Origin of the sequence: Paenibacillus mesophilus (assembly GCF_005938385.1) — a bacterium.
Classification (GTDB): domain Bacteria; phylum Bacillota; class Bacilli; order Paenibacillales; family NBRC-103111; genus Paenibacillus_AB; species Paenibacillus_AB mesophilus.
Genome location: NZ_VCRA01000004.1, coordinates 249,220 through 273,762, shown reverse-complemented (window position 1 = coordinate 273,762; position 24,543 = coordinate 249,220). Strand labels below are relative to the sequence as shown.

Genomic DNA, 24,543 nt, shown 5'->3' with positions numbered 1-24,543 from the left:
GCAACGGAAAAGTGTATAAGAAAAAACGCCCTGGGGACGCTTTCTCCGGGGCGTTATTGTCGGGATATATGAACGGACTCCTTCGAGTCGGTGATTTTGGTTCGATAAAAGAACCAGCAATCGTTCAGCAGCCGAATTTGCCGGGTATCCTTCTTGCGGAACGCTTTCTCCAGTTGATGGCAAAGCCACTGCGGCATAGCTTCATCCCCTCTTTCCCAAGGTCTCGTTCTTGCTGTGCACTTACCTATAGGATATGGGGAAAGAGCGGATGTGGTGCAGGTCCTGTTATGGAAAAAGTGCTGCGGCAGTTCAGGAATTGTATTCTTCGTCCTCTTCGTACCACTGCTCGAGTTGGGCTTGGAGCGCCCGGATTTCCGTTAGCAGCGAAATAAGCGGGTACGATTTCTCGTCCAGCGAGGCAAAGGCTTGTTCCAGCTCGTTCATGTACTTCAGTCCGTGCACGATCGGGCAAGCGTTGTCTACGATGTCAAGCGTATCGCATTCGGCTACGACGTGCGGAAGGCTGGGCACATTCGCGGCGGTAAGCTTGTCCAGCTCCTTGTGCAGGCGGCGATTTAGAGCGGTCAGCTGGTAAACATGGTCTGCCGGCATCTCGACAAATTCCAGAATATCGCCGAGCTTCAGGACGGCATATCTCATCTTGGGCATATCGGTCTCGTTCTCCTCTCGGGTTGACGCTCGCGAGCGCGTCGGTCCGTTTCATTCTACTTGACAGTTTAGCGTATGATCGAGTAAAAATTCAAGTAAAGGATTGCGCCGGGCATGTCCGTTTCGGGGGAGGAGAGGTATGGACGACAAGGAGCTGCAGCAATGGATAGAACGGGTGTCGTTGCAATATTTCAAACGGCCTTTTCTGCATCGGGCGACGTTTAATCGGAGACTTCGGACGACCGGGGGGCGTTATTTTATGCGGTCGCACAATATCGACATTAGCTGGCACCAGTATGAGGCGTTCGGAGCGGAGGAAGTCGAGAAGATCATCAAGCACGAGCTGTGCCATTATCATCTGCATTTGCAGCGAAAAGGCTACAAGCATCAGGACGCGGACTTCAAGAAGCTGCTGGCGGAGGTGGGCGGCACCCGGTATTGCCAGTCGCTCGGTATGCGGAAAAAGGCTCAAGCTTACCGGTATAAGCTGGAATGCGTTTCGTGCGGAACTTCATATATGCGCAAACGCCGGATGGATCCAAGCAAATATGCTTGCGGGAAGTGCCGGGGAAAGCTGAGATTGCTCGCGCTTGACTTAGGACCGGATTCATGATAATTTAATACTTGTACGTTCCCTGATAGCTCAGTTGGTAGAGCACTCGGCTGTTAACCGAGTTGTCACAGGTTCGAGTCCTGTTCGGGGAGCTTTTCTTATCCCCATCGAAGGTTGGGAAGCTTTGGAGAGATACCCAAGAGGCCGAAGGGGGCGCTTTGCTAAAGCGTTAGGGTGTAACAGCCGCGAGGGTTCGAATCCCTCTTTCTCCGTAGAAAAAGTCGCCAAGTTGGCGGCTTTTTTATTTGGAGAAAGGTGAGAACCCGAAGAAGAGGGGGCGTCGGAGCATAAGTTTTCGTGAGGATAGGCTTCGCAGTCTCGGAGGCCGTGAGGCCGGAGAGTATCCCTCTTTCTCCGTAGAATAAGCTTAAAAAGCCGCTGATGAGCGGCTTTTTACATTAGAGGGATGAGAACCCGAAGAAGAGGGGGCGTCGGAGCATAAGTTTTCGTGAGGATAGGCTTCGCAGTCTCGGAGGCCGTGAGGCCGGAGAGTATCCCTCTTTCTCCGTAAAAAAAGTCGCCAAGTTGGCGGCTTTTTTTACGGAGAAAAAAGGGGGAGAACCCGAAAAGAGGGGTCTCTAAGCAAACAAATCTTATCAACGGAACTGTATTCCGCTAACGCCGGTGGCTCGTATGCAAGAACTTCACAATCTTGAAGGCCGTAAGGCCGGAGAAATGGTTTACTTTAGCATGAGTTGCATATTCATCGACGCTCAAGTCCAAAATAAGATAAAGGAGTATCATGATCGTGAAAGTTAACACAGAGCTTTGAACGATGCCACTGTCGGTTCCGAAACGGGGAAGTGCAGCAGATTTCCTGGAGAAACGGACAAGGCGAATCGTTTCCGCATTTTTCGTTAAAAAACATGAAAAAGGGCTTGTCAGCAAACAAGTTATCCGCTATAATAACATTTGTCGCCTCGAAGGGCGGCGATACAAAGTATAAGGCGGCCCGTTGGTCAAGGGGTTAAGACACCTCCCTTTCACGGAGGTAACAGGGGTTCGAATCCCCTACGGGTCATTTCTTTTTCCCTCTTAAGCGGGAATGGAAACGCGAAAGAGCATCCCTTAACGGGTCATTTTTTATTTTGGCTTCCCCGAGCCATTAGCTCAGTTGGTAGAGCACCTGACTTTTAATCAGGGTGTCGTAGGTTCGAGTCCTACATGGCTCATATGTAGAGTTGAACCTTACAACTCTCTAACCTGCGGTCGTGGTGGAATGGCAGACACGCTATCTTGAGGGGGTAGTGGGCGTACGCCCGTGAGAGTTCGAGTCTCTCCGACCGCATTACACAAACGAACGAGAGTCCTTGCCGATTGGCGGGGGCTCTTTTTTTGTTTTGCTTGAGCCAGCAGGTGCTCTCGTCGACTTGGTTAGCGGAAATTTTCGACGTTATTCCACCGGTTTTTGCTGGTTCGTGGGCAATAGCGGAAAAATTTGGCGGTCACTTGGCTCTAATAAGCGCGTTTTTGCCACTAAGGTTGTAAGGGGGCAGGGTTTGTCTCTTTATCGTTTGCTTTCCCTCCGAGGGAAAGTGTACTCTTAAGGAAAGCGTAATGCGTATATAGAGGAGGAACGAAACGGTGACGGACAAGAAGATGCTGGTGTTTATCGGATCTTATGCGGAGGCGGCGGACAACGGAATTTATGTATATAGCATGGATATGGAGAATGGGGCTTTGTCGCGGCTGGATCAAGTGGCTGGCGTGCAAAATCCTACCTTCCTAAGCTTGGATGCCGGGAAAAGACGATTGTATGCGATCGGAGAACGGCTCGAAGACGGGCGGCGCCAAGGTGCGGCAGTGTCGTTTGCGATAGATCCGGTACAAGGGAAGCTGCGGGAATTGAATCGCGCGGGTACGGTGGATACGACGACTTGCCATATTCAGCGCGATGCGGGAGATCGTTTCTTTGTGGTGGCGAGCTACTCGGGCGGACAAGTGGGGCTTGTTGAAATCGGTGAAGGCGAAACGATCGGCAGACTGTTGGACGCGCAGTGGCATGAGGGCGGCAGCGTGCATCCCGAAAGGCAGGATCGGCCTCATCCGCACTCGGCGTTTTTCAGTCCGGACAATCGGTTTGTGTTCGTGTCGGATCTGGGGCTGGACCGCATTCGCGCGTACCGTTTAAATGCGGAAGCCGGTACATTGGAGTTTCACGGCGACACGGCCGTGCAGCCGGGAGCGGGGCCGCGGCATTTGGCGTTCCACCCGAGCGGGGCGTATGCCTTTGTTATCAATGAGTTGGACTCCACGATTACGTCGTTCCGTTATAACGCTGCAGAGGGGACGTTGCAAACGTTGGAAGTCGTGTCCACGCTGCCCGCGGAATTCGAAGGCGAAAACGCTTGTGCGGAAGTGCAGGTTTCCCCGGACGGAAACTATCTTTACGGTTCCAATCGGGGGCATGACTCGATTGTCGTCTACTCCATCGATTCGGATTCCGGCAAACTGTCCTTGGTAGAGCACACGTCCACTCGTGGCGGACATCCGCGGCATTTCTCGCTTTCGCCGGACGGAGACTACCTCCTGGCGGCCAACCGCGATTCGGACAACATCGTCGTATTCCGGGTAAATCAAGAAAGCGGAAAGCTCGAATACACAGGGAATTCGGCGCAGGCTTCGAAGCCGGTGTGCGTGAAGATGGCCGTATTTCCGGCAGAATGAATGCTCGGCTATACTGAACAAACGGGCCTTCCCTTTTTCAGGGGGAGGTCTTTTGGTATTGGAGCGGCATTGGTCCGCTTGAACGGGGGGCCATTCGAGGGTATGATCGTGCTAAGACGGTTCGCCTTTGTAGGAAGCGAGGAGGCTTTCTATTAGACAAAATGGAACCAATGGAATGAAAAAGCTGCCATGGAGCAGCACTGTTGAACCAGACCGGAGTAAAGGGTGAGAGGATGCTCGTTTATTTCGCTGCATTGCTGTCGGCCGCTATTGTGTTGTTCCTGCTGCATCCGAAGCGCGAGGCCAACCGGTGGGCGTCTTTTTTCCTCTTATTCGCGAGTGTTGGCGGGCTGGCCGGCTTCATCCGCGAAGATGCGCTGCCTGCGCTGGCTATCCAAGCGAGTACGTCCCCATGGTTGGAAGCGCTCCGGCTTATGGTTGCGGGACTGGAGATTATCAATCATACCCTTACCCCTTACGGTGTGCTCGTGTTTTGTATCGTTTATTCGGAGCGACTCCCGCGATCTTCGCAGCGAACGAGACTGAAACTTCTTCTGTTGATTCCGCCTGCGGCAACGGCAGCGGCCTATGCGGCCGTAACGGAGACGAACTATTTTTTTCTGCTGCTGCTTCTCTGGGCCGCGCCTTATTATGGGGCTTCGTGCTGGCTGCTGATCGCCTCCTTCGTCCGGGAGCGTAACCGTTGGAGAAGAAAGGAGCGTCTTGCCGTAGCAGTGCTGGTCGTGCCGACACTGATTGCGATTGCGGTTTTTATTAACGTAGCGAGTGTGTGGGACCCAGGGTTCCATTTTTTCAATTACGTCGCCTTCTTCATTGCTTACTCTCTGCTCGCCGGCGTGGCGTTTGCATTCGGCTCCGGGGTGCTCGGAGTTAAGGTGAAGATCGAGCGGGACCCGCTAGAAAGTGCAATGAAGGCGGTCGGTTCAGGAACGGCTATGCTCAACCATACGATCAAGAACGAAATCGCCAAAATCTCGATGTGCGCGGAAAACGTCAAAGCATCACTCGATCCGCAGGACGAAGAAACGGCGGAGCAGCTCGACCTGATCGTCAAGTCTGCCGATCATATGCAACGGATGGTAGGCCGCATTCACGGTCAGACGCAGCATATTATTCTGGAGGAACGGCCGCTTCGGCTGGCGGTATGGGTGGCGGAATGTTTACTTCGCAGGTCGTCCGAGCTGGAACGAAACGGGATTGCGGTAGAAACGGGGTTCGAGTGCGATCCCATGCTGCTGGGCGACCGGGTTCATATTAGCGAGGTCATATCCAATATATTAAGCAATGCGATCGAAGCGATGCAAAACGGCGGCCGGCTGATCGTGCGGATGGAGGACAAGAAACGAGGCATCGAGCTTTCGTTCCGGGATAACGGACCGGGTATACCGAAGGAGCGGCTGCAGCGAGTATTCGAGCCTTTCTACACAACGAAGACGAATACCGCACGAGGCAACTACGGACTCGGGTTAACTTATTGCTACCAAGTGATGCGTCAAAGCGGCGGATCGATCGAAGTGGAAAGCGGTGCAGGGGCGGGAACGACGGTAAAGCTATTGTTTCCGGCGAAGAAGCGGATATCGGAAGCCGGGGCTGGCAAGTTGGATAGAGATCCGAGCGGCAAGGAGGAGTCGGCGGAATGAGCCGAATTAAAGTGTTCATTGTCGAGGACGATCCGGACTGGATCAAAGCGATGACCGCTTATCTAAATAAGGAAGACGATATGCTCGTCATCGGAGCTGCGACGAGCCGGGAGGAAGCGGTCCGCCTGGCCGGGACGCTCGAGTTCGACGTGGCTTTGATGGACATTTGTCTCACGCCGGGGCGGCTGGACGGCATTTACGCCGTCATGGAACTGCTTGACGCACGGCAAGCCAAAGTGATCATGCTTACCTCCTTGGAGGACGAAGCGGTTATTACTCAGGCATTTACGGCCGGAGCGGTTCAATATGTGGTGAAAACGGATTACCGGACGCTGCCGCAAACGATTCGCGGAGCGCTCAGGAGCAATAATCCGATGGATGTGCTACTAAAAGAGTTCGCCCGGTTGAAGCGCCAGGAGCAGCTGCAGCCATTGACCGGGGCGGAGCGGGAGCTGTTCGATTTGCTGGAGGAGGGATATTCCCAACCGCAAATCGGCCGGAAGCTGTTCAAAGCGGAAAGTACGTTGAAAAACCAAGTCAACAAAATGCTGAAAAAGCTCCGTGTCAAAAGCAGCAAGGAAGCGGTGGAGAAGGTGCGGCGCGGCGGGCTTATGCCGGAACCTTCGGACCGTGAGGAGACAGGCGGAGGAGACGGGATAGGCAAAGACGGCGAGGGGTAAAGCGAGCCCATGCCGGAACCTTCGGACCGTGAGGAGACGGGCAGGGGGGACGGGTTGGCAGAGACGGTGAAGGGTAGAGGCGGGCTTATGCCGGAACCTTCGGACCGAGAGGAGACGGGCAGGGGAGACGGGTAGTCAAAGACGGCGAGGGTTAGAGGTGGCTCATGCCGGAACCTTCGAACCGTGAGGAGACGGGCAGGGGGGGACGGTAGGCAGAAACGGTGAGGGCTGGAGGCGGGCTTATGCCGGAATCTTCGGACCGTGAGGAGACAGGCAGAGAAGACGGGGTAGGCAAAGACGGCGAAGATTAGAGGCTGCTTATACCCGAACTTGTACGGCAGTGAGGAGATAGGCGAACGTGAACGGAATGAACGGCAGACGGGGGTGCTATGTTTGATAGTACCCTCTTTGCGTACCGTTGCACGAAAGTTGGAACTGCAGCAAGAGAGCCGCGGAGATGTACAATGAACGTACGGGGCGGCCGGAAAGGCTGGTAACGGTCATGAAAAAGCAAACGAGGGACTATGACATCATTTTATTCGACGGCGAGTGCATCATGTGCAGTGCGATCGTACGTTTCGTCATCAGGCGCGATCCTGAGAGGCGGTTTCGTTTTGCGTCGCTCGATTCGGAAGCGGGTGCGGCTATCCGCAGGCGGGCTCTGGGAGGGCCGGGTGCGGGGCTGACGGCAAGAGGTAGCGATCCGGCTAAGGGGAACGTCTCCTCGGACGCAGTCGACGAGAAGACCGGCGTTGGCGTACCTGCTCCCGACACGTTCATGCTGGTGCGCGGCGACCGGCTCTTCATGAAATCCCGGGCGGGGCTGGAAGTGGTCAAACGGCTGCGAGGAGCATGGCCGCTGCTCTATGCGTTCATCGTCGTCCCCTCGCCGATCCGGGACAAAATATACGACTATATCGCGCGCAACCGGTACCGTTGGTTCGGGCGAAACGATCGCTGCATGCTGCCGTCCCCGGAAAATAGAGACCGATTTATCGGGTAGCAGACGGAGGGAGAACGATGGGCGGAGCCAAGCCGATTTACGTCGAGCTGAATATCAAAGCCGATATGGGCGAGCTGTGGGAACGGACGCAAACGCCGGAGATGCACGAGCAATGGGATTTGCGGTTTTCCGAAATCCGATATATAGAGAAGGAAACGGACGATGAGCCCCAACGGTTTCTGTATGCGACAAGGATCGGCTTCGGCATGCGCATCGAAGGAACGGGCGAAACGACAGCTTCGACGGAGGAACGATCCGGGCGGAAAACGTCGGTGCTTCGTTTCGGATCGGATAGCCCGTTATCACTCATACGCGAGGGCGGAGGGTTTTGGCGTTATGTTCCGCACGAGGGAGGCGAGAGCGTAACGTTTATGACACGCTACGACTATAAAACGCGTTTCGGGCCGCTCGGCGGCCTGGCGGACAGATTGGCGTTCCGGCCGCTCATCGGCTGGGCGACGGCATGGAGCTTCGACCGGCTGCGGCTGTGGCTCGAGAGCGGCATACCGCCTTCCGTCTCTTTTAGCCGATGGTTCATTCACGTATGCGGTGCTTGGCTGCTCGCATTGCTATGGATGTATCAAGGCATCGTGCCGAAGCTGGTCGCCCCCGAGGCGGGAGAGCTGGACTTGCTGCAGGCAGCGGGATGGTTCGCCGGCTGGGAAGGGGAGACTTTGGCGGTGCTGGGTTTGGCGGAAGCGGCATTCGGACTTCTGGTCGTTCTGCGCTCCAAGGATCGGAGAGTTCACGCGTTGGCGGCTGCCGCTCTCGTAATACTAGCCATCCCTGCACTCTTGGCCGATCCGCATCTATGGGCGGCACCCATGAATCCCGTCGTGTTGAACGGAGCGTTGCTGGGGCTGCACGGTGCGGTCTCAGCCACATCGCATCGCTTGCCGTCCGCCGCCAATTGCCGCAGGCGTCCTAGCGAGTATTACTAAAGGAGGAGTGAGTATATGCCATCCATATACGAGCAGGCAATGGGCGGCGACTTCGCCAAGCTCCATCCGCAAATCCGCAGACGATTCGGCTTGACTAGCGCCGAAGGCGCCGCATCGATCGGGCGCGGTACGATGGACCGGATCTGGTACGCCAAGTGGGCGGCGCTGCCGCTGTATGTCGGGACGAAGCGGCATATTATGTTTCCTTCCGAAGGCAAGCGCATCCCGTTTACAATCGAAAATTATGCATATACCGATTCGTTCGGCCGGGAAACTGTGACCTGGACTCGTCAGTTCCAATTTCCCGGCAAAATCCGCAGATTTGATGCCACGATGATTTACAGTCGGCAGAGACGCACTATTGTCGATTATTTAGGGGACCGGCAGCATTTGGCTGTCGATCTTGATATCGGGCCTGCTCCGAATGGAGGAATCCGCATCCGTTCCGGCGAACAGCGCTTCTATGAGAGGATGCTGCATTTCCGGTTTCCGCTGAGGCTGTCCGGGATTGCCGATGTGTGCGAGTGGTATGACGACGAGGCGGAGGCGTTCAAGATCGAGGTGAACGTAACGAATCCGCTGCTCGGTCCCGTATTCGGCTACAGCGGAACGTTTCAAGCCGAGTTTGTCGAGACCCGCGGGGCGATTCCGAAGCACATCAAGCCGCTGAGGGAGGAGAGGCGGGAGTGAGAGGCGGGGAAACGGCCTCGAAAATGTAGTCCGCCCACCCCTCGCAGCCGACGTGGTAAGGCGGTTGCGCCGAACGGTCTCCGCAAGCCCGAAGCCAGTACCCTTGAACGGGCAAGGAGGCGTTATCGATTTCGCGAATGCCGCCTGACCTGTCCAACATATATTTTCTGCCCTCTTTGATTGCGTAATTGACTGACGATCCTTGGACTTTTATGCCGTAGTAGGAGAAATTCGGGCCCGGCCTCAGACGGGTCAGTTCCGTATCGTCAAGCTGCCGGAAAAAGCGCTCCGCTGGAACGGAGCGTTCGTATTGCACCCACTCTTGGATGCCGCGGCGGACGATCTTGAATTTTGCTTTCTCCGGATCGAGCTCGACTTGGAAGTAATCGTAATTGCCTTTGGGATGGCGTTCGATCCCTTCATAGCGCATATGAAGCAAAGTTCCGTCAGCCTTGTAACCGGCTTCGAAGCTCTCCAGCCGGGTGTCCCCGGATAATTCGAACAGAGCCGATACGCTCCTCCAGTGAGCGGAGAATTCAAAGCTGTACATATTCGTCTCCGCAGCCGGGACGGTGCGTATGCGTTCGTATGCCATCTTCGTAAGCGGCGGCGTGAGCGATTGGAGCAGAAACAAGCAGAGCCCGAGATAGGCCGCGCGGTGCTTCGCCTCCCGGTTGGCTTTCGGCCGGGCGAACAAGAATAGCAGAAAAGCGGCGAAACCGAGCGGCAGACGCAGCCCGTTCAAAACGAAAGCGAATGCTCCCAGGACGGAATAGCCGAGCAGCTTTAATGGCAGCCAGCTTTCATCCTCCTGACGCTTCCTGTAAAACATGGCGATCAAGAGCAGCGCGACGGCCAATACAGCTGCGTTTATTCCTGTTTTCCACCATTCATCCCCGAACATGAAATCACCGCCTTGCTTTTATTATAAGTGCGGAAAGGCAGCCGATACCAGTAAAACAGGTTCGGGCTGCCTTTGTTCGTTTCGCGTCAATCGGATTACACAAACAGCAGAGCGTCCAACCGCTCCTTTTGCCGGAGATGGTGCCGGAAGTGCATCTCGGCCAGCGCGAACCATTCCTTCGCGTTCAATTTGCCCAAGCGGGGATGCGGAGCGGTATTCTCGGCCGGAATCCCCTCCAGCGAAGGCTCGACCTCGCGCATCCGTCGGACGACTTCATTCAAGCCGTCGACCAACTGCTCCTTGCTCTCCGGCTGACGCGGCGTATACGCGTCGGAAGCGGCGACCCGGATTCGGATCGGAGGGAAGGCGCCCAGATCGAATACGGCCTTTCCCGGCTCGGTCTTCTCTCCGACCGTCCCGCTCGCAGGTCCCCCGTTTTCCCGGCATGCTTCAATTTGACGAAGCTGCATGCGCATGGTCGTCTGGATCAAATGTACGTACACTTGGCCGAGCGACCATTCCCCCACCTCCGGCGTCCGGGTCAATTGATCCATCTCGTAGCGGTCCAATTGCTGCCGGTACAGGCTGACAATTTCCTCAAAGCGTTCAAGCGTTTGTTTCGTATCGATGTGCATCGTATGGTATGGCTCCTTTCGAGTTATGTGAGCTTATCATAGCAAACCGCTGCTGACAGCTGTATGTCAGTATCGTTTCAGCATGTCCTCGATTTCTTGGCGAACCCGCAGTCTCAGCTGCTCCGGCTCGAGCACCGCGACTCCGGCACCCCATCCGAGTATCCACTGGAGCGCATCCTCATGCCGGCGAACCCGCAGCGTGACAAGCAATCCTTCCGGCGAAGGCTCGATCGCATGCATATAAAAATAGTCGCTTTCCCGCAGCAGCGCTTCCAGGTCTGGGCGGAACAGCAGCCGGACGAAGACGTTCCGGTCGTCGGCCGGGCGATACGATTGAAGCTCGAAATCGGCGGGACGCCGGAAGCGTTCGTCCGTTACCGTCAGCTCGCTAATGCGGCTCAAACGGAAATGGCGGATGTCGCCGCGCAGCCGGCAATAGGCGACGAGCAGCCAATTGCCCGCCGCTTGTACGAGTCCGTACGGCTCCGCATCGCGAATACTTTCCCGATCCCCGCCGTCGGCATCCGGCTTCGTCTTCGTATAGCGGAAACGGACGAGGCGCTCCTCCAGAACCGCTAGCCGGAGCAAAGAGAGGTGATCCGATAGAGGATCGTCCCCACATGCTCGGGTCCCTCCGCCGACCAGCTTCCAAGCGGAACGCATTCGGGCCGATTCCGCTTGTACCGTCTGCGGCAAAATCGCCTCGATTTTGCTTCGCGCCGCAAGCGCGCTTGCTTTATAGGCCGCATCGAACCGGTATTCCACGAAATCGAGCCCGAGCAGCAGCACAACCGCTTCTTCGGCGATAAAACCGACCGGCGGCAGGAAGTAGCCCTCCATCAACGAATAGCCTTGGCCGGGGGAGCCGGCGACCGGCACACCCGCCTCGCATAAAGCTTGCACATCGCGATAAATCGTCCTCACGCTCGTCTCGAATACGGCGGCCAAATCGGCGGCGCGGAGCGTGCCTTTGCGCTGCAGCTCCAGTACGATCGCGAGCATCCTGTCGGTTTTGTTCATCGGATTGTTTTCCCGCCTTTCTTTCCGGTCGTGCGTTTCTCTCTATTATGAAGTTAGGAGGCTCTTTCTGCCAGAGCATAACCGGGTCGAACCGGTTAAACAGGCAAGGCTCGCCCAGGCGGCGGGCCTTTTGCGCGTGCGGAAGGGGGTCAATCGGAGGCGAATAGGACTATTTTTCATGGCGTTCATTGTCGGAGTAGGTAAAAAGTAATAGAATGGATGTAAACCAACGGGGAGCATACATAGATGACCAAACGGATATTGATCGTGGACGACTCGGCCGTCATGCGCAAAAATTTGAAATCGATATTAAGCCGGGCCGGTTATGAGGTCGTTGCTGAAGCGACGAACGGGGAAGAGGCGGTACGCGCTTATGCGGACTATAAGCCGGACCTGGTCACGATGGACGTGACGATGCCGGTACTGAACGGCATAGAAGCGGTGAAGCGGATCGTCGCGGCCGACAGGGAGGCGAAAATCGTCGTCGTCAGCGCGTTCGATCAGCGGAGCATGCTGTTCGAGGCGATGGAGAACGGGGCGAGTCATTATATCATCAAGCCGATTACGTCGGACAAGCTATTGGCCGTAGTGGATAAGCTGCTTGAAGGCGGGAATACGGACGAAGATTCGAGCGAAGACGCTGCCGGTCCCAGTGTGTCAGCCGAAGCGGGTGCAGCCGGAGACGGCCTTGGCGGTCAGCCGGCTCAGGAGCCTTTTACGATCGAGAACCGGGAAGGGAAATTCGTTATTACGTTAAGCTCCCGTTTGCATGAAGAAGCGATTTCGTCCATCCGTGCGGCGATGCAGGGGCTGCTGTTCATTAAGCCGCTCTCGGTCGCGTTTTATTTCAGGGACATCGCTGCGGGGACGGAAGTCCCTTATTTGTCGAGCATCGAGGAGATGGTCGCTTCCATCCGGCAAGCCGGGGGCAGGGCCGAGTTTATCGCCGACCGTGAAGACGTGGTGCTGACACTCAGAAGCCGCTGGAGCGATATTGAAACATCGCTTGCCGGGAGGTAACCCCGGATGAGCCCAGTCTCGCATCGTACCCGCCTGACACGCGAGCTGCTGCTCGGATTTGCAGGCATTTTCGTTTTGCCTTTGGCGGCTATTGTGCTGTGGGCCCTTCTCGGTTCGTCCGGGGATGCCGCGGCTTGGAAGCTGCGGACGGCGGTCGCCGGAGCCGGGCTGGCCGTATGCTCGGGCGGTTATGCGTTCTATGTGTACCGGCTTGTGAAGCGGCGTATCGACGAGCCTCTGCTGCGGTTTCAGGAGTCGCTGGAGGATATCGCCGAGGGATTCATCCTTGACGAGATGCCGGAAGAAGCGTTCCGGGAGGCGGAGGAGGGCATCACCCAATCGTTCCGCCAAGTAGTGGCCATCAACAAAATGATGCTGAGAACGGTTGACAATCTGGAACAAGGGTTCGAGGAAGAACGGCTCGCCAAGCTGAAGCAGGTCGAGCTGACGAACGCTTACGAGAAATTCGTGCCGCACGAGTTTATCGGCTTTCTGAACAAGGAAAGCATTACCCAGGTACGTCTCGGCGACCACGTACGGCTGCGGATGACTGTTCTGTTCTCGGACATGCGGTCGTTTACGTCGCTGTCGGAGCGGGTTACGCCCGAGGAAAACTTCCGCTTCCTGAACCGTTACTTGATGGTTATGGAGCCCGTCGTGCAGAAGCACGGCGGTTTTATCGACAAATATATCGGGGACGCCATTATGGCGCTGTTCCATCAAGGCGCCGATCAGGCCGTGCGATCGGCGATTTCCATGATGGCGGAATTGGAACAGTTTAACGCCGGGCGCACGGGCGCGGGCTACGAGCCGCTTCGCATCGGGATCGGCTTGAACACCGGCGAGCTGATGCTGGGCATCGTCGGCGGCGAGAATCGGATGGAGGGCACCGTCATCAGCGATGCCGTGAACGTCGCCTCTCGGATGGAAGACTTGAACAAGATGTACGGCACTTCCATCTTGATCTCCGAGCAGACGGCCGACAGCCTGCTCCGGCCGGGAGATTTCCACATTCGCAAGCTGGACCGGGTGCGGGTGAAAGGCAAGACGAAGCCGATCGACATCTACGAAGTGTTCGATGCCGATCCGGAACAAAGCCGTTCGGCGAAGCTCCAGACGCTGGAGCAATTCGAGCGGGCGGTCGCGTTGTTTCACGAAGGGGAAGCGGCTGAAGCCGAGACGCTGTTTGCCCGTATTGCCGGCCGCAATTCCCACGACCAGGCCGCGCTGCTGTATGTGGAGCGGTGCCGCCGCAACGAATCCGGCCCAATCGGCCCGACGAAAGAAGAGGAAGCGCTATGAGCCAACCGAATACGTCACACAATCAAGCGCCATCTGCCGCAAATCCGCAGTCCAACCACCCGCCGAGACAGGCCTCCAGCAGAGAGCCGGTTCCGAACGGGGGGAAATATCCCGGCAACCGCCGTACGCTCAAAAAGCGGATCAGCCGTACGATTCATTTGGCCTCCTTTCTTAACATCATCTTGTTCAGCTTGATCATGCTGGTCGTCCTGAGCTTTCTGTTCAAGCCGATCTCCGCTTTTACCGCAAATATGGTCAGTCATACGATCGCCGATTCGATGAACGGAGAAACGTTTCTGAAGCAACAGGGCATATCGAGCCTGGAGCAGTTCGATCCGAATTCGCCCGGAGCCGCCGATTGGCGCAAGACGATGGAGGATGCCGGCAAAATTGAAACGTATTTGCCGCTCGAGGCGAAGGAGGCGCTGGAGCAGGAGCTGGATAAGCAGCATCAGGAAAACACGCATCCGGGCTTCATCATTAATTTGGATGCGAGCATGGACGTTATCGCGATCCGGATCGAGATCGGGCAGAACGTCATTTTTACGAACAAAGACAACCTGTTTATGGTAGAAGGCTACTGGATCGACAAGCTGTCCCATTTCTACAATATCGAAGTATCGCATCCGCTGCTGGACCCGGCCGGGAAGCGGATCGGCAGCGTTACGGCGGTGGTCGCGCCGCAAGTTACGGTGCTGCTTTTTCTGGCGGCGGCTCTCTTGTTCGCTGTGCTCGCTTTGGTCGCGACCTTTATCTCGAAGCTGATCGGCAAGCTCGTGTCGATTCCGGTTCTGACGCCGATGGAGCAGTTGAACGCGAAAATACGGGCGATGGCCGAGGGCGACCATGAGTCGACGATGAACAGCCAGATCGTGCTGAACCGTCCGCTGCGCGAAATCGAGGAGCTGGCCGACGGCACGAACCGGATCATGCAGAAGCTGCAAGGGTACAACGAGCTGCTGCACCATCAGAAGCGGACGCTCGAGGATCAGACGCAAATATTGGAGGAGCAGAAGCAAACGCTGGAGGATCAGTACGAGGAGCTGGAAGCGCAGAACGACGAGCTGGTCCGCTCGAAGCAATTGCTGCAGGATGCGCAGCAAAGCCTCGTCCGCAGCGAACGCGCCATCCGCAACGTGCTGGACAATGCGGGCCAAGGCTTCCTGACGTTCGGTCCCGATACGCGGATCGATCCGGAGTACAGCTTGGAATGCTCGAAAATTTTCGGCAAAACGCTGGAGTACTACACATTTCCGGAGCTGATCTCGATGGGGGACCCGGAGCAGCAGCGGTTTATCGAGAGCCTGCTCGCCAAAATGTTCCACGAGCGCGACACTTACAAGCGTTCGATCTACATGCCGCTGCTGACCGAGGAGATCGAAGTGAACGGCCGGCATATCCATATCGGCTACAAAATGATTCCGAACGCAAGAGACGAAGCGTCCGAAGCGTTCATGGCCATCTTCACCGATATTACGGAGAAGCGGGAAATGCAAAGCCAGATGGAAGCCGAGCGGAACATCTTGAAAATGGTCGTCAAGGTGATCGTCGGCTATGGCGATTATACGGACTGCGTCCGCGATTTCAAAAACTTTTACGAGATCGAGCTGCACGAGCTGCTGAACGGACCGGATGCGCTGCGTACGAAGCTGCTGAACATTTACCGCGACGTGCATACGTTCAAAGGCAACTTCGCCCAATTCGGATTGACCCATATCGTGGATCGGCTGCATAAGCTGGAGGACGAGCTGAGCGGGCTGCTTCGCGACTCCGAGCTGCTGACGGTGGCCGGGGCGGCGAAAGCGGCGGCCGGCTGGGACTTCCGGGGCTGGCTGCAGCAGGACGTGCAGGTGCTGGAATCGGTGCTCGGAGAGTCGTTCCTCGTCCAGCAGGACGTGCTCATGATCGACAAATCGAAGATCATCGACATCGAGAAGAAAATGCTCGCCCTCCTGTCGCCGGGAGAATGCAAGCTGCTGCTGCCGGATTTGCGCAAGCTGCGCTGCAAGCCGTTCAAGGAGCTGCTCAAGTCGTATCCGGATTACGTGGCCGGCCTGGCGGAGCGGATGGAGAAGCTCGTCCTTCCGTTCGAAATTCGCGGCGAAGAAGTGGTCGCCGACACGGAGCGGTACTATGATTTCTCCCGTTCGCTCATCCACGTGTTCCGCAACATCGTCGATCATGCGGTCGAGCCGGCGGACGAACGGATTGCGGCGGGGAAAGAAGAGTTCGGACGTATCGATTGCGACATTCGGCTGGAGGGAGGAAATCTCGTCCTGACGATCCGCGACGATGGCAAAGGTATCGACCCGGACGTCATCCGCCGAAAGGCGCTGGAGCTGGGAGTGGCGTCGGAGGAGCAGCTCGTGCAAAGGAGCGCAGCCGACATTATACAGCTCGTGTTCAGCGACGAATTTTCCACGAAGGAGCAGGTGTCCGACATCTCGGGACGCGGCATCGGGCTGTCGTCGGTTCGCGCGGAAGCGGAGAAGCTGGGCGGAACGGCCATTGCGGAGTCGACACCGGGCGTCGGGTCGGTGTTTACGTTCGTGCTCCCTTATGAGGATATGACCGGCTTGCCCGAAGTGGAATTTCCGGTCATGATCCGGCCGCTCATCGACAATACGAAATCGTACTTCGCCCAGTTCGTGCATACCGAAATCGAGGCGGAGGACGGCTTCCATATCGTTTCGAACGAGAAGCTGGCTTTGAAGCGGGTTACGGCGTTCATGACCGTGAAAGGGGCGCTTGAAGGCATGTTCGTCATGACGCTCGACGATTCGCTCGCGCATACGCTCGTCCGCAGCGCCGTGCTCGACCCGCTCGATGCCGCGGAAGAGGAGGCGCTCCTGGAGGATTGCCTCGCAGAGACGGCGAATATTATATTGGGCAATTCGTTCCGCATGTTCCAAACGTTCGCCGACTATATGCTGATGGAGCCGCCCATTACAATCGCTACCGAAGGGGCGTCGGTCAAATACGCCGACTCCGAAATATGGTCGTGCCGGATGTGCTCCGACAAGGGGACCTTGGAGATCAGCTTCGTGAATATGAAGAAGTGGAGCGCTTGAATATGCAAGGTGATCCGGCAACCGATAAAGGAGGATACATCCGACTATGGCGAGCATTCTTATCGTGGACGATTCGATCCTGATGCGGCGCAACCTGCGCATGCTGCTGACGGAAGCGGGCCATGAAGTGGTGGGCGAAGCGTCGAACGGCTTCGAGGCGTACAAGGAGTACGTGAAAACCCAGCCCGATCTTGTGACGATGGATATCACGATGCCGATCATGAACGGTTTGGATGCGGTCAAAAAAATAATCGCCACCTATCCGTCGGCGAACATTATTATGATAAGCGCTCTCGACCAGAAAAGCATGGTGTTCGAAGCGATCCAAAACGGGGCGAAGCATTACATCCTGAAGCCGATCACGATGGATAAAATTTTGCATACGGTCGAGGAAGTGCTGCATCTGCATCCTAGGGCGGCTGACGACGACGGGGAAGATCATCCGCTCGGCGAGATGGAGGCGAAGGCGGGCCTCGCGGAGACTAACGCTCCTCCGTTCTCGATCGACAACAAGAACGGGATTTTTATCGTCACCGTCGGCGCCCATCTCGACCGGCCGAGCTTGGACTCGATCTGTACGGCGGTACAGGGCTTCCTGTTCATCAAGCCGCTCAAGGTCGTCCTCAACTTCGGTCAGGTGGAGACGCTTGCCGATCCGTTCCTGAACGTGCTGATCGAGCAGCTCGACAAAATCTTGAAGGCGAAAGGCATCGTGAAAATCGTCGCGCGCAACCAAACGCTGATTCAAGTGCTGAAGGTGAAGAACGATCGGCTGTTCCATACGATTTACACCGATATGACGCAAATTATATTGTAGATTGATGGAGTCCGTAGTGACCGCCGCCTTGATAGGGCGGCGGTTTCTTTTTTGGCATGCGGTTAATGGGAGGCAGGGCGGTCGCCAAATGGAAAAGGTCCAGTTATTTTCGCCGTTTTTTACGATTTGGCGATTTTTACTGGAAAACCTGCAGTAATTTACGAGATAAATGAGACTTTCGACCGGTTGGAGCGAATTTACATGCATGTTTTCCAGTTCGCTTGCGAGCTTCGTTGCCGCAGCCGAAATTTAGATGCATATAATCCATTTCGGGTGCGCGGGGCGATTGTTAAACCCGGTGCCGCCTGCGGTATTCCGACGGAGCTACGCCGATCCGGGAGGTGAATAAGCGGCTCAAATAGTAACCGGTCGCATAGCCGCACGAGGCGGCGATCTGCTCGACGGTCAGCCGGGTTTCGCGCAGCAGCCGGCAAGCCCGCTCCATCCGCAGGCCGGTCAAATAATCGCCCGGCGTCATCCGGTAAGCCGTCCGAAACCGGCGGATCAGCTGCACGGAGCTTAAGCCCAGCTCGTGCGCCAGCTCCTTGACGCCGAACGGCTCGGCACATTGCTCTTCCAGCCGCCTGGCGGCCCGGTGCATCAGTTCGTCCTCGATTCGGCCGTCCCGGGGATGCTGGGCGTCCGAATGCTCCAAGCACCATGTTTTCCAAATGTCGTTCCAATAATGACTGAGCAGGGAGAGCCGGCCGGGAGGGGATAGGGCATCGATGCGCCTCCATTTGTCGAACGTATCGAACATACGCTGACGGTTGCCCGGCGCAATCAGGACGGGCAGCCTTGCGCCGCTGTTCTCGTTGTTCTCCACCGCGGCGAAAGCCGGATACGGCTCCTTCCAGCTAAGCAGCACGAAGTGGAACGTCAAGACGGGGGTAGCCATAGTACGCCGAAATGGGGTGGAAGGCGGACAAAGGACGAAGCTGCCGCTTCCCGCGGTCCCTTTCGATTCTCCGATCCCGTAGGAGAACGAGCCGCTCTCGACCGCAAACAAGCACCAGAAAGGGTATTCATCCGTTTCGAGGAGAAATTCCCGCTTGTTCTCCCAGTACGTGTATCGTTGAACGGCCCATTCCAGCTCGATCAGCTTCATCGGGGACGAAGCGGGTACGGCGTTGGCGCCGGTTCCAGCAGCTGCTTCCGTTACATGGTTGCCGTTGTTTGCGGGCATAGGGCGGACATCCTTTCAGATGTGAAATAAAAGATACGAAATATGATCGTATCGTGCATTTTAAGCCGAGAATGAACTGGTATGATGAAATTATATATATCATAACCTGACTAAGGTGGTTTTGACCATGCGCAATGAGACAATTCGAACAGATATAACGGTCGTAGGGGGAGGCTTGGCGGGCGTGTGCGCGGCGATTGCCGCGGCGCGGCTCGGACAAACGGTGGCCCTCGTGCAAAACCGGCCGGTGCTCGGAGGCAACTCCAGCAGCGAGGTCCGGGTATGGGTATGCGGAGCGACGGCTCACGGCGCCCACCGCTATGCGCGGGAAACGGGAATTATGGGCGAATTGTTCGTGGAGAACCAGTACCGGAATCCGGACGGCAATCCGTATATATGGGATCTGGTCGTGCTCGAAGCGGTGAAGGCGGAGCCGAACATTCAGCTGTTTCTGAATACCGACGTCCACGAGGTGGAAGCGGACGGGGACGAGCATGACCGTACGATCCGTTCGGTAACGGGTTGGATGATGGCTTCGGAGAGAAGAATCCGGTTCGAAAGCGCGGTCTATCTCGATTGTACGGGCGACGGGCTCGTCGGCTTCTTGGCCGGAGCGAAGTACCGGATCGGCCGCGAAGCGCGGCACGAATACAACGAGGCTTGGGCGCCTGAGGTTGCCGACGACATTACGCTCGGCAGCACCATCCTGTTCTATACGAAGGATGCAGGACGTCCGGTCAAATATATTCCGCCTTCGTTCGCGAAGGATATTACGCAGACGACGATTCCAATCCGGCGCGTCATCCGCAGCGGCGATTCCGGCTGCCATTACTGGTGGATCGAGTGGGGCGGGGAGCTGGACACGGTCCACGACAACGAGCGGATCCGCGACGAGCTGTGGTCGGTCATCCACGGCATTTGGGACTACATCAAAAACTCCGGCAAGTTCGATGCCGCCAACATGACGCTGGAATGGGTAGGATCGATTCCGGGCAAACGGGAATACCGCCGGTTCGTCGGCGACTACGTCCTGAACCAGAACGATATTATCACCCAGCGCCAATTTGACGACGCGGTAGCGTTCGGCGGCTGGTCGATCGACCTTCATCCGCCGCAAGGGATGTACTCGACGGAGAGTGGCTCGAAGCATTTGCATGTGGACGGCGTGTATCACGTTCCGTTCCGCTCGCTGTATTCCGTCAACGTCCGCAACATGCTGATGGCCGGCCGCGACATCAGCGCCTCGCACGTCGCCTTCGGCACGACGCGCGTCATGGCGACCTGCGCCGTCATCGGCGAAGCCGCCGGCACGGGCGCCGCGCTGTGCGCCGCCAAAGGCGTCACGCCGCGCGAGCTTTACGCCGCGCACCGCGGCGAGCTGCTGCAGACGCTGCTGCGCCAGGACGCTTCGATCGTCGGCCTCCGCAATGCGGACGGCCTCGATCTGGCGCGGCAAGCGCGCGCAAGCGCCTCCGGCGCGCTCGCCCGGCTCGCCGTGGAGAGCCCCGGGGAGAAGCCGCACCGGCTCGCGAGCGACGCGGCCGTGCTCTTCCCCGTCGAGCCACGGCTGGACGGTTTCGAGCTGCTGCTCGACGCCGATCAGGCGACGACGGTGGAGGTCGAGCTGTGGGATACCGGCCGCAAGGAGAATTACGTGCCGCACACGCTGCGTGCGCAAGCGTCGGCCTCCGTGCAGCCGGGCGAGAAGCAGTGGGTCCGCTTCGACCTGACCTGGACGCCGGACGAACCGCAGAACTCCTTCGTCATCGTCAAAGGCAATGAGGCCGTGCAGCTGCACCATTCGGACGAACCGTTGTCCGGCGTACTCATTTTCTTCAATAGCAAGAAACCGCATGCTCCGGAGAAGCTGGAAGCCCACCGGAACGATCAAAAGGTCATCCAGTGGACGATGGCGCGCAAAGCGCGCACGCCGTTCTGCTTCCGCACCCTCGGGGAAACGGCGGCATATGCGCCGGACAAAGCGGTGAACGGCTACAGACGTCCTTACGGCGGTCCGCAGCAATGGATGTCGGAGCGGATCGGCGCAGGCTCCGAAGAGTGGCTGCAATTGGATTGGGACGATGCCGTATCGCTGGGGCGGATCGAGCTCACATTCAACGACGACGTGAACGAGGACTTGATCAATCTGCACCACCATCGTACGCCATTCGAGCTGATTCCGGAGCTCGTCCGCGATTACCGCCTAGAGGCGTGGGACGGCAAGGAGTGGAAGACGATGCTGCGCGAGACGGACAACCGGAAGCGCAAGCGGGTGCACGTGCTGGCCGAGACGGTCCGGACGGAGCGGCTGCGGGTTGTCGTGGAGGCGACGAACGGAAGCGGGTACGCGGAAATTGTGGAAGTGCGGGTGTACGGAGAGTAACACATTATTAAGGCAATGCGGGCGGCCGTGCATATGGGCCGCCCGTTTGTCGTATGTATAGGTTCAGGGGGGCGGGACTGGAAGTAGCGGTCTTTGCGCCTCTTCTATGTTCGACTGACTGTATTTGTCAGTCGAATTAGCCGATAATGGGGATAGAACGGCTGCCCTACGCGGGCATGATTCCGGGAATTGAGGAGGGGACAAGCCGGTGAACGCGACCACTTATATCGCGCTGCTGCGCGGAATTAATGTGAACGGCCAGAAGCTGATCAAGATGGATCACTTGAAGAGCATTTTCGAGTCGATGCCTGTCAGCCGGGTGAGGACGTATATCCAGAGCGGGAACGTGTTGTTCGAGGTGGAGGATCGGGGGACCGATCAGATTCGCGAAAGCATCGAAAGCAAGCTGAAGGATGCGCTCGGCTACAAGGTCGACGTAGTCGTCAGAACGAAAGACGAGTTGGAGCTGACGGTCGCGGACAATCCTTTCGAAGAGGATGGGGCGCCGGATGACGGCAAGATTTACGTCTCGTTTCTATCCGAGAAACCGACCGCCGAAGCTTTGCGGGTGCTGGCGTCATTCCAAAGCGATGTCGACGAATACCGTGTGGCGGGGCGCGAAGTGTACATTCGCTGCCGGGGCCAGTACGGCAAATCGTTGTTCTCCAACAATTTTTTGGAGAAAAAGCTTGGCGTCATCGCGACGACCCGCAACTGGCAGACGGTAAACAAGCTGGTGAGCATGGCCGGAGAATAGCGGGCGGACTCGCTTGAGCCGCAGATGCCGCCGCGATCCATAACGGGCGGCGAATCGCCCGATGGGAGGCTGAATGATGAAAACGAAGCAAGGGATCGAAATGTTGAATCAAGTGCGCCGCATATGCGGCTCCCTTCCGGAGACGGAGGAAATCATCGACGGATTCGGCCATACGGTGTTTCAAGTGAAGGGCAAATCGTTCGTCAGGCTTGGCGCGAGTGAAGCCGGCCTGTCCTTCAAGTCGGATCGCGAAAACCAGGAGCTGCTCACAGGAGCTGCTCATTCAGCAGGACGGCTTCTTCAAAACGCCGTACATCGGCCAGCACGGCTGGGTATCGGTGAAAAACCCGCAAAATTGGGACATGCTCGAAGATTTGCTCAAGGAAGCGTATTTGCGCGCCGCGCCGAAACGACTGGCCAAGCAGTTTATGCCTTGATGCATGTTCGTATAAGTCGCCGTGCATGCAAAGGGCTGCCGAATTGCAAGCTTCCGGCAGCCTTTCCGCAGGCGTTATTGATAGACTTCGGCCGGGAGCGTCGACTGTCTTACGATCAGCTCGGTCGGCAAAGTAATGTCGTGCCACCGGCCGGACGCGTCGTTGTCCCCGATCAGGCTCCGGATCGCTTGCTCCGCCATCGTGCTGATGTTCGGCCCCACTGTCGTGAGCGGAACGTCGGTGAGATGCTCCACTTCGGGAACGTTGTCGTACACGACCAACGAATAATCTTCCGGAACCCGAATCTTATGTCTGCGAATCGTTTGAATAAAGGGGAACAACAGCCCCTGGCTGTCCACGATCACCGCGGTAGGGCCGGATTTGCCGTCTCTCGCGAGAGCCCGGACGATTTGCCGCTCGGTTTCCTCGTAATAATATTCCCTACCCAGAATGTGAACGATAGATTCCGCATTGTACTCCAGTTGATGCTGGAGCAGGCCGACCGTATACCCCGTAAATTTCTCCGAAGTCGTATCGCCCACGAAAGCGATGCGCCGATGCCCCAAGCCGGCCAAATGCTCAACCGCCTTCAAGACGGCGTCCTTCCGATCAACCGCGATCCGATGCGTCCCTTCCAGCTCCGCACCTCCCATCAGCAGCATATTTCGAATCGTTTAGCCGGCCGAGCGTTCCTCCGCATTATTTTCTGCTGGCGCCGCCGCCGCCCGAGCTGCCGCCCTTGCCGCGCGCGGCCGAGCGTCTGCCGGCGAACATCGACAACAGAAACAGGATGGAGCGGGTGACGATTCCTTTCAGAAATATAAAGTCGGCTGCGATCAGCAGCACGAGCACGATACATACGGTCCAGCGGAACGCGCTCGACTCGAGCAGCGCGTCAAGCAGCCGTTCCCACAAGGAGGACGGATTCGGCGAGACTCCGGCATCCGCCCCGCGGGCGACCTCGGACGCGATCGTCTCGTATAAGGCCAAGTAGCTGTTCACTGCGGCATCCTTCAGCCTGCCCGCTTTCATATAAGGCAGCGCGGCTTCGTCGAGGAGACGGCCGGCTTTGAAGTCCGTGACGATGTGTTCCAACCCGTAGCCGACCTCGATCCGAATTTGCTTCTCATCCGCGGCCAGAACGATTAATACACCGTTGTTCTTGTCCTTCTCGCCGAGCCCGTATGCCCGCAGAGCCTCATTGGCGAACTGCTCCAGATTCCGTCCGGAAAGCGAAGGGATCGTAAGCAGCGCCAGCTGCGCGCCGCTAAGCTCTTCCAGCGACTCGCCGTAGAGGATCAGCTCCCGCTCCGTGGCTTCGTCAATCAAGTTTGCCCGGTCCTGCACATAGATGTCTCCGACCGGACTCGGGACTCCGGCGGGGGAAGACGCCGCAGCTCCCGCATATCCGCCCCCGGCGACCGATAACAACACGATGAGCATGAACGATAAGAGCGCTCTCAAGGCTTAGCTCCTCCGAAGTTGACGACAGGCGTTTGTCTGTCTTGCTCCGTCGCTTCGAAGTAAGGCATAGGTTCGAGACCGGATATGGCTGCGATCAAGCTGCCGGGAAACTGCCTCCGTTTGCCGTTATAGGCGGCTGCGGCGTCATTATAGTCTTTACGCGCCACGGCGATGCGGTTTTCCGTTCCTTCGAGCGTATCCATCAGCTTCTGGAAGTTCTCGTTCGCTTTCAGTTCCGGGTAGCCGCTGAACGCAGTCCTAAAATTGCCGAGCGCACCCGTCAGCAGCAGGTTGGATTGGATCAAGTCGGCCGATGACGTCGCACCCGCGACCCGGTTGCGTGCCGAGGATACCGCCTCGATCGCTTCTTTTTCGTGCGACGCGTATCCTTTGACCGTCTCGACCAGATTCGGGATCAAATCCGCCCGACGCTTCAATTGGTTGTCGACCTGCGACCATTTGCCGGCGGCGTTCTCTTCGGCGGCGATCAGCTTGTTATGGGTTATGATCCCGTATACGACAATAAGTGCGATGGCGGCTGCGAAGAGAAGCAGCGTCGTACCAGCTTTTGTTTTCAAAACGATGTCCCCCTACTTGAACGCTATTCTGCCATATATTGTATA

24 protein-coding genes and 5 tRNA genes are annotated in these 24,543 nt (G+C 57.1%); 20 read left to right on the top strand and 9 right to left on the bottom strand.

The features are described from left to right. Window positions 1-53: 53 nt before the first annotated feature. Both cmpA and FE783_RS08865 read right to left on the bottom strand, forming a co-directional pair. Window positions 54-197 (bottom strand): cortex morphogenetic protein CmpA, encoded by a 144-nt coding sequence (cmpA, locus tag FE783_RS08870; protein WP_138878985.1) that lies wholly within the window; start codon window positions 195-197, stop codon window positions 54-56. A gap of 112 nt (window positions 198-309) precedes the next feature. Then, complete coding sequence (locus FE783_RS08865; RefSeq protein ID WP_138878984.1) at window positions 310-669, bottom strand: hydrolase/acyltransferase; 360 nt, start codon at window positions 667-669, stop codon at window positions 310-312. Between the two features lie 139 nt (window positions 670-808). Between FE783_RS08865 and FE783_RS08860 the strand changes: the two genes are divergently transcribed. From FE783_RS08860 to FE783_RS08805, 13 genes are all read left to right on the top strand, one after another. Then, window positions 809-1,282, top strand: a complete 474-nt coding sequence (locus FE783_RS08860; RefSeq protein ID WP_138878983.1) for a SprT family protein — start codon at window positions 809-811, stop codon at window positions 1,280-1,282. Window positions 1,283-1,301: 19 nt separating this feature from the next. Then, window positions 1,302-1,374 (top strand) — tRNA-Asn (locus tag FE783_RS08855). 34 nt (window positions 1,375-1,408) lie between these two features. Next, window positions 1,409-1,494: transfer RNA gene (locus tag FE783_RS08850), tRNA-Ser, on the top strand. A gap of 737 nt (window positions 1,495-2,231) precedes the next feature. Continuing rightward, window positions 2,232-2,303, top strand: a tRNA-Glu gene (locus FE783_RS08845). Between the two features lie 78 nt (window positions 2,304-2,381). Next, a tRNA-Lys gene (locus FE783_RS08840) sits at window positions 2,382-2,454 on the top strand. A 33-nt stretch (window positions 2,455-2,487) separates the two neighbouring features. Further along, a tRNA-Leu gene (locus tag FE783_RS08835) sits at window positions 2,488-2,570 on the top strand. A 311-nt stretch (window positions 2,571-2,881) separates the two neighbouring features. After that, window positions 2,882-3,949, top strand: a complete 1,068-nt coding sequence (locus FE783_RS08830; protein ID WP_138879201.1) for a lactonase family protein — start codon at window positions 2,882-2,884, stop codon at window positions 3,947-3,949. A 203-nt stretch (window positions 3,950-4,152) separates the two neighbouring features. Next, window positions 4,153-5,610, top strand: a complete 1,458-nt coding sequence (locus FE783_RS08825; protein ID WP_138878982.1) for a sensor histidine kinase — start codon at window positions 4,153-4,155, stop codon at window positions 5,608-5,610. Continuing rightward, window positions 5,607-6,290 carry a response regulator transcription factor gene (locus FE783_RS08820; protein ID WP_138878981.1) on the top strand — a complete coding sequence of 228 codons (684 nt, stop codon included), beginning with the start codon at window positions 5,607-5,609 and terminating at the stop codon, window positions 6,288-6,290. The genes FE783_RS08825 and FE783_RS08820 overlap by 4 nt, the downstream gene beginning before the upstream one ends. Window positions 6,291-6,299: 9 nt before the next feature. Further along, window positions 6,300-6,425: a hypothetical protein gene (locus FE783_RS38650; RefSeq protein ID WP_274381434.1), complete on the top strand. Its 126-nt coding sequence runs from the start codon at window positions 6,300-6,302 to the stop codon at window positions 6,423-6,425. Between the two features lie 322 nt (window positions 6,426-6,747). Further along, complete coding sequence (locus tag FE783_RS08815) at window positions 6,748-7,293, top strand: thiol-disulfide oxidoreductase DCC family protein (RefSeq protein ID WP_238402950.1); 546 nt, start codon at window positions 6,748-6,750, stop codon at window positions 7,291-7,293. Between the two features lie 17 nt (window positions 7,294-7,310). Further along, the gene (locus FE783_RS08810) at window positions 7,311-8,234 is read left to right on the top strand and encodes a DoxX-like family protein (RefSeq protein ID WP_138878980.1); all 924 of its coding nucleotides are present in this window, start codon (window positions 7,311-7,313) and stop codon (window positions 8,232-8,234) included. A 15-nt stretch (window positions 8,235-8,249) separates the two neighbouring features. After that, window positions 8,250-8,924 carry a DUF4166 domain-containing protein gene (locus FE783_RS08805; RefSeq protein ID WP_138878979.1) on the top strand — a complete coding sequence of 225 codons (675 nt, stop codon included), beginning with the start codon at window positions 8,250-8,252 and terminating at the stop codon, window positions 8,922-8,924. Here FE783_RS08805 and FE783_RS08800 read toward each other — a convergent pair. The 3 genes from FE783_RS08800 to FE783_RS08790 all read right to left on the bottom strand — a co-directional run bounded on the left by FE783_RS08800 (window position 8,893) and on the right by FE783_RS08790 (window position 11,483). Then, entirely contained in the window at window positions 8,893-9,828 is a 936-nt protein-coding gene (locus tag FE783_RS08800) for a hypothetical protein (protein ID WP_138878978.1), read from the bottom strand. The two genes, FE783_RS08805 and FE783_RS08800, sit on opposite strands and share 32 nt — an antisense overlap. A gap of 95 nt (window positions 9,829-9,923) precedes the next feature. Beyond that, on the bottom strand, window positions 9,924-10,463 hold the full coding sequence (locus FE783_RS08795; protein ID WP_338015833.1) for a DinB family protein: 540 nt from the start codon (window positions 10,461-10,463) through the stop codon (window positions 9,924-9,926). 66 nt (window positions 10,464-10,529) lie between these two features. Beyond that, window positions 10,530-11,483, bottom strand: coding sequence for a helix-turn-helix transcriptional regulator (locus tag FE783_RS08790; RefSeq protein WP_138878977.1), 954 nt, complete (start codon window positions 11,481-11,483; stop codon window positions 10,530-10,532). A gap of 246 nt (window positions 11,484-11,729) precedes the next feature. Between FE783_RS08790 and FE783_RS08785 the strand changes: the two genes are divergently transcribed. Genes FE783_RS08785 through FE783_RS38810 form a run of 4 tightly spaced genes read left to right on the top strand, consistent with a single transcriptional unit; the run spans window position 11,730 to window position 17,693 of the window. Continuing rightward, window positions 11,730-12,503 carry a response regulator gene (locus FE783_RS08785; protein WP_138878976.1) on the top strand — a complete coding sequence of 258 codons (774 nt, stop codon included), beginning with the start codon at window positions 11,730-11,732 and terminating at the stop codon, window positions 12,501-12,503. A gap of 6 nt (window positions 12,504-12,509) precedes the next feature. Then, window positions 12,510-13,805 (top strand): adenylate/guanylate cyclase domain-containing protein, encoded by a 1,296-nt coding sequence (locus FE783_RS08780; protein ID WP_138878975.1) that lies wholly within the window; start codon window positions 12,510-12,512, stop codon window positions 13,803-13,805. Continuing rightward, window positions 13,802-16,876 carry an ATP-binding protein gene (locus tag FE783_RS08775; RefSeq protein ID WP_138878974.1) on the top strand — a complete coding sequence of 1,025 codons (3,075 nt, stop codon included), beginning with the start codon at window positions 13,802-13,804 and terminating at the stop codon, window positions 16,874-16,876. The genes FE783_RS08780 and FE783_RS08775 overlap by 4 nt, the downstream gene beginning before the upstream one ends. A 46-nt stretch (window positions 16,877-16,922) precedes the next feature. Beyond that, window positions 16,923-17,693: a response regulator gene (locus FE783_RS38810; RefSeq protein WP_138878973.1), complete on the top strand. Its 771-nt coding sequence runs from the start codon at window positions 16,923-16,925 to the stop codon at window positions 17,691-17,693. A gap of 289 nt (window positions 17,694-17,982) precedes the next feature. Here the strand turns inward: FE783_RS38810 and FE783_RS08765 are convergent, their stop codons facing one another. Next, window positions 17,983-18,879: a helix-turn-helix domain-containing protein gene (locus FE783_RS08765; protein ID WP_138878972.1), complete on the bottom strand. Its 897-nt coding sequence runs from the start codon at window positions 18,877-18,879 to the stop codon at window positions 17,983-17,985. 127 nt (window positions 18,880-19,006) lie between these two features. Between FE783_RS08765 and FE783_RS08760 the strand changes: the two genes are divergently transcribed. The 3 genes from FE783_RS08760 to FE783_RS38215 all read left to right on the top strand — a co-directional run bounded on the left by FE783_RS08760 (window position 19,007) and on the right by FE783_RS38215 (window position 22,456). After that, complete coding sequence (locus FE783_RS08760) at window positions 19,007-21,262, top strand: FAD-dependent oxidoreductase (protein WP_138878971.1); 2,256 nt, start codon at window positions 19,007-19,009, stop codon at window positions 21,260-21,262. Window positions 21,263-21,470: 208 nt separating this feature from the next. Continuing rightward, entirely contained in the window at window positions 21,471-22,019 is a 549-nt protein-coding gene (locus tag FE783_RS08755) for a DUF1697 domain-containing protein (protein ID WP_138878970.1), read from the top strand. A gap of 218 nt (window positions 22,020-22,237) precedes the next feature. Next, a complete protein-coding gene (locus FE783_RS38215; protein ID WP_238402949.1) occupies window positions 22,238-22,456 on the top strand; it encodes a hypothetical protein in 219 nt (72 codons plus the stop codon). A gap of 74 nt (window positions 22,457-22,530) precedes the next feature. Here the strand turns inward: FE783_RS38215 and FE783_RS08745 are convergent, their stop codons facing one another. The 3 genes from FE783_RS08745 to FE783_RS08735 are packed head-to-tail and all read right to left on the bottom strand — an operon-like array spanning window position 22,531 to window position 24,498. After that, a complete protein-coding gene (locus tag FE783_RS08745; RefSeq protein WP_138878969.1) occupies window positions 22,531-23,118 on the bottom strand; it encodes a substrate-binding domain-containing protein in 588 nt (195 codons plus the stop codon). A 37-nt stretch (window positions 23,119-23,155) separates the two neighbouring features. Beyond that, the gene (locus tag FE783_RS08740) at window positions 23,156-23,920 is read right to left on the bottom strand and encodes a TPM domain-containing protein (protein WP_138878968.1); all 765 of its coding nucleotides are present in this window, start codon (window positions 23,918-23,920) and stop codon (window positions 23,156-23,158) included. Next, the gene (locus tag FE783_RS08735; protein ID WP_138878967.1) at window positions 23,917-24,498 is read right to left on the bottom strand and encodes a LemA family protein; all 582 of its coding nucleotides are present in this window, start codon (window positions 24,496-24,498) and stop codon (window positions 23,917-23,919) included. The genes FE783_RS08740 and FE783_RS08735 overlap by 4 nt, the downstream gene beginning before the upstream one ends. Window positions 24,499-24,543: the final 45 nt, after the last annotated feature.

Bases quoted from the DNA above. Each gene is read 5' to 3' on its own strand.
- cmpA (WP_138878985.1), bottom strand. From the start codon at position 197: ATGCCGCAGTGGCTTTGCCATCAACTGGAGAAAGCGTTCCGCAAGAAG.
- FE783_RS08865 (WP_138878984.1), bottom strand. From the start codon at position 669: ATGCCCAAGATGAGATATGCCGTCCTGAAGCTCGGCGATATTCTGGAA.
- FE783_RS08860 (WP_138878983.1), top strand. From the start codon at position 809: ATGGACGACAAGGAGCTGCAGCAATGGATAGAACGGGTGTCGTTGCAA.
- FE783_RS08830 (WP_138879201.1), top strand. From the start codon at position 2,882: ATGCTGGTGTTTATCGGATCTTATGCGGAGGCGGCGGACAACGGAATT.
- FE783_RS08820 (WP_138878981.1), top strand. From the start codon at position 5,607: ATGAGCCGAATTAAAGTGTTCATTGTCGAGGACGATCCGGACTGGATC.
- FE783_RS38650 (WP_274381434.1), top strand. From the start codon at position 6,300: ATGCCGGAACCTTCGGACCGTGAGGAGACGGGCAGGGGGGACGGGTTG.
- FE783_RS08815 (WP_238402950.1), top strand. From the start codon at position 6,748: ATGTACAATGAACGTACGGGGCGGCCGGAAAGGCTGGTAACGGTCATG.
- FE783_RS08810 (WP_138878980.1), top strand. From the start codon at position 7,311: ATGGGCGGAGCCAAGCCGATTTACGTCGAGCTGAATATCAAAGCCGAT.
- FE783_RS08805 (WP_138878979.1), top strand. From the start codon at position 8,250: ATGCCATCCATATACGAGCAGGCAATGGGCGGCGACTTCGCCAAGCTC.
- FE783_RS08800 (WP_138878978.1), bottom strand. From the start codon at position 9,828: ATGTTCGGGGATGAATGGTGGAAAACAGGAATAAACGCAGCTGTATTG.
- FE783_RS08795 (WP_338015833.1), bottom strand. From the start codon at position 10,463: ATGCACATCGATACGAAACAAACGCTTGAACGCTTTGAGGAAATTGTC.
- FE783_RS08790 (WP_138878977.1), bottom strand. From the start codon at position 11,483: ATGAACAAAACCGACAGGATGCTCGCGATCGTACTGGAGCTGCAGCGC.
- FE783_RS08785 (WP_138878976.1), top strand. From the start codon at position 11,730: ATGACCAAACGGATATTGATCGTGGACGACTCGGCCGTCATGCGCAAA.
- FE783_RS08780 (WP_138878975.1), top strand. From the start codon at position 12,510: ATGAGCCCAGTCTCGCATCGTACCCGCCTGACACGCGAGCTGCTGCTC.
- FE783_RS08775 (WP_138878974.1), top strand. From the start codon at position 13,802: ATGAGCCAACCGAATACGTCACACAATCAAGCGCCATCTGCCGCAAAT.
- FE783_RS38810 (WP_138878973.1), top strand. From the start codon at position 16,923: ATGGCGAGCATTCTTATCGTGGACGATTCGATCCTGATGCGGCGCAAC.
- FE783_RS08765 (WP_138878972.1), bottom strand. From the start codon at position 18,879: ATGCCCGCAAACAACGGCAACCATGTAACGGAAGCAGCTGCTGGAACC.
- FE783_RS08760 (WP_138878971.1), top strand. From the start codon at position 19,007: ATGCGCAATGAGACAATTCGAACAGATATAACGGTCGTAGGGGGAGGC.
- FE783_RS08745 (WP_138878969.1), bottom strand. From the start codon at position 23,118: ATGCTGCTGATGGGAGGTGCGGAGCTGGAAGGGACGCATCGGATCGCG.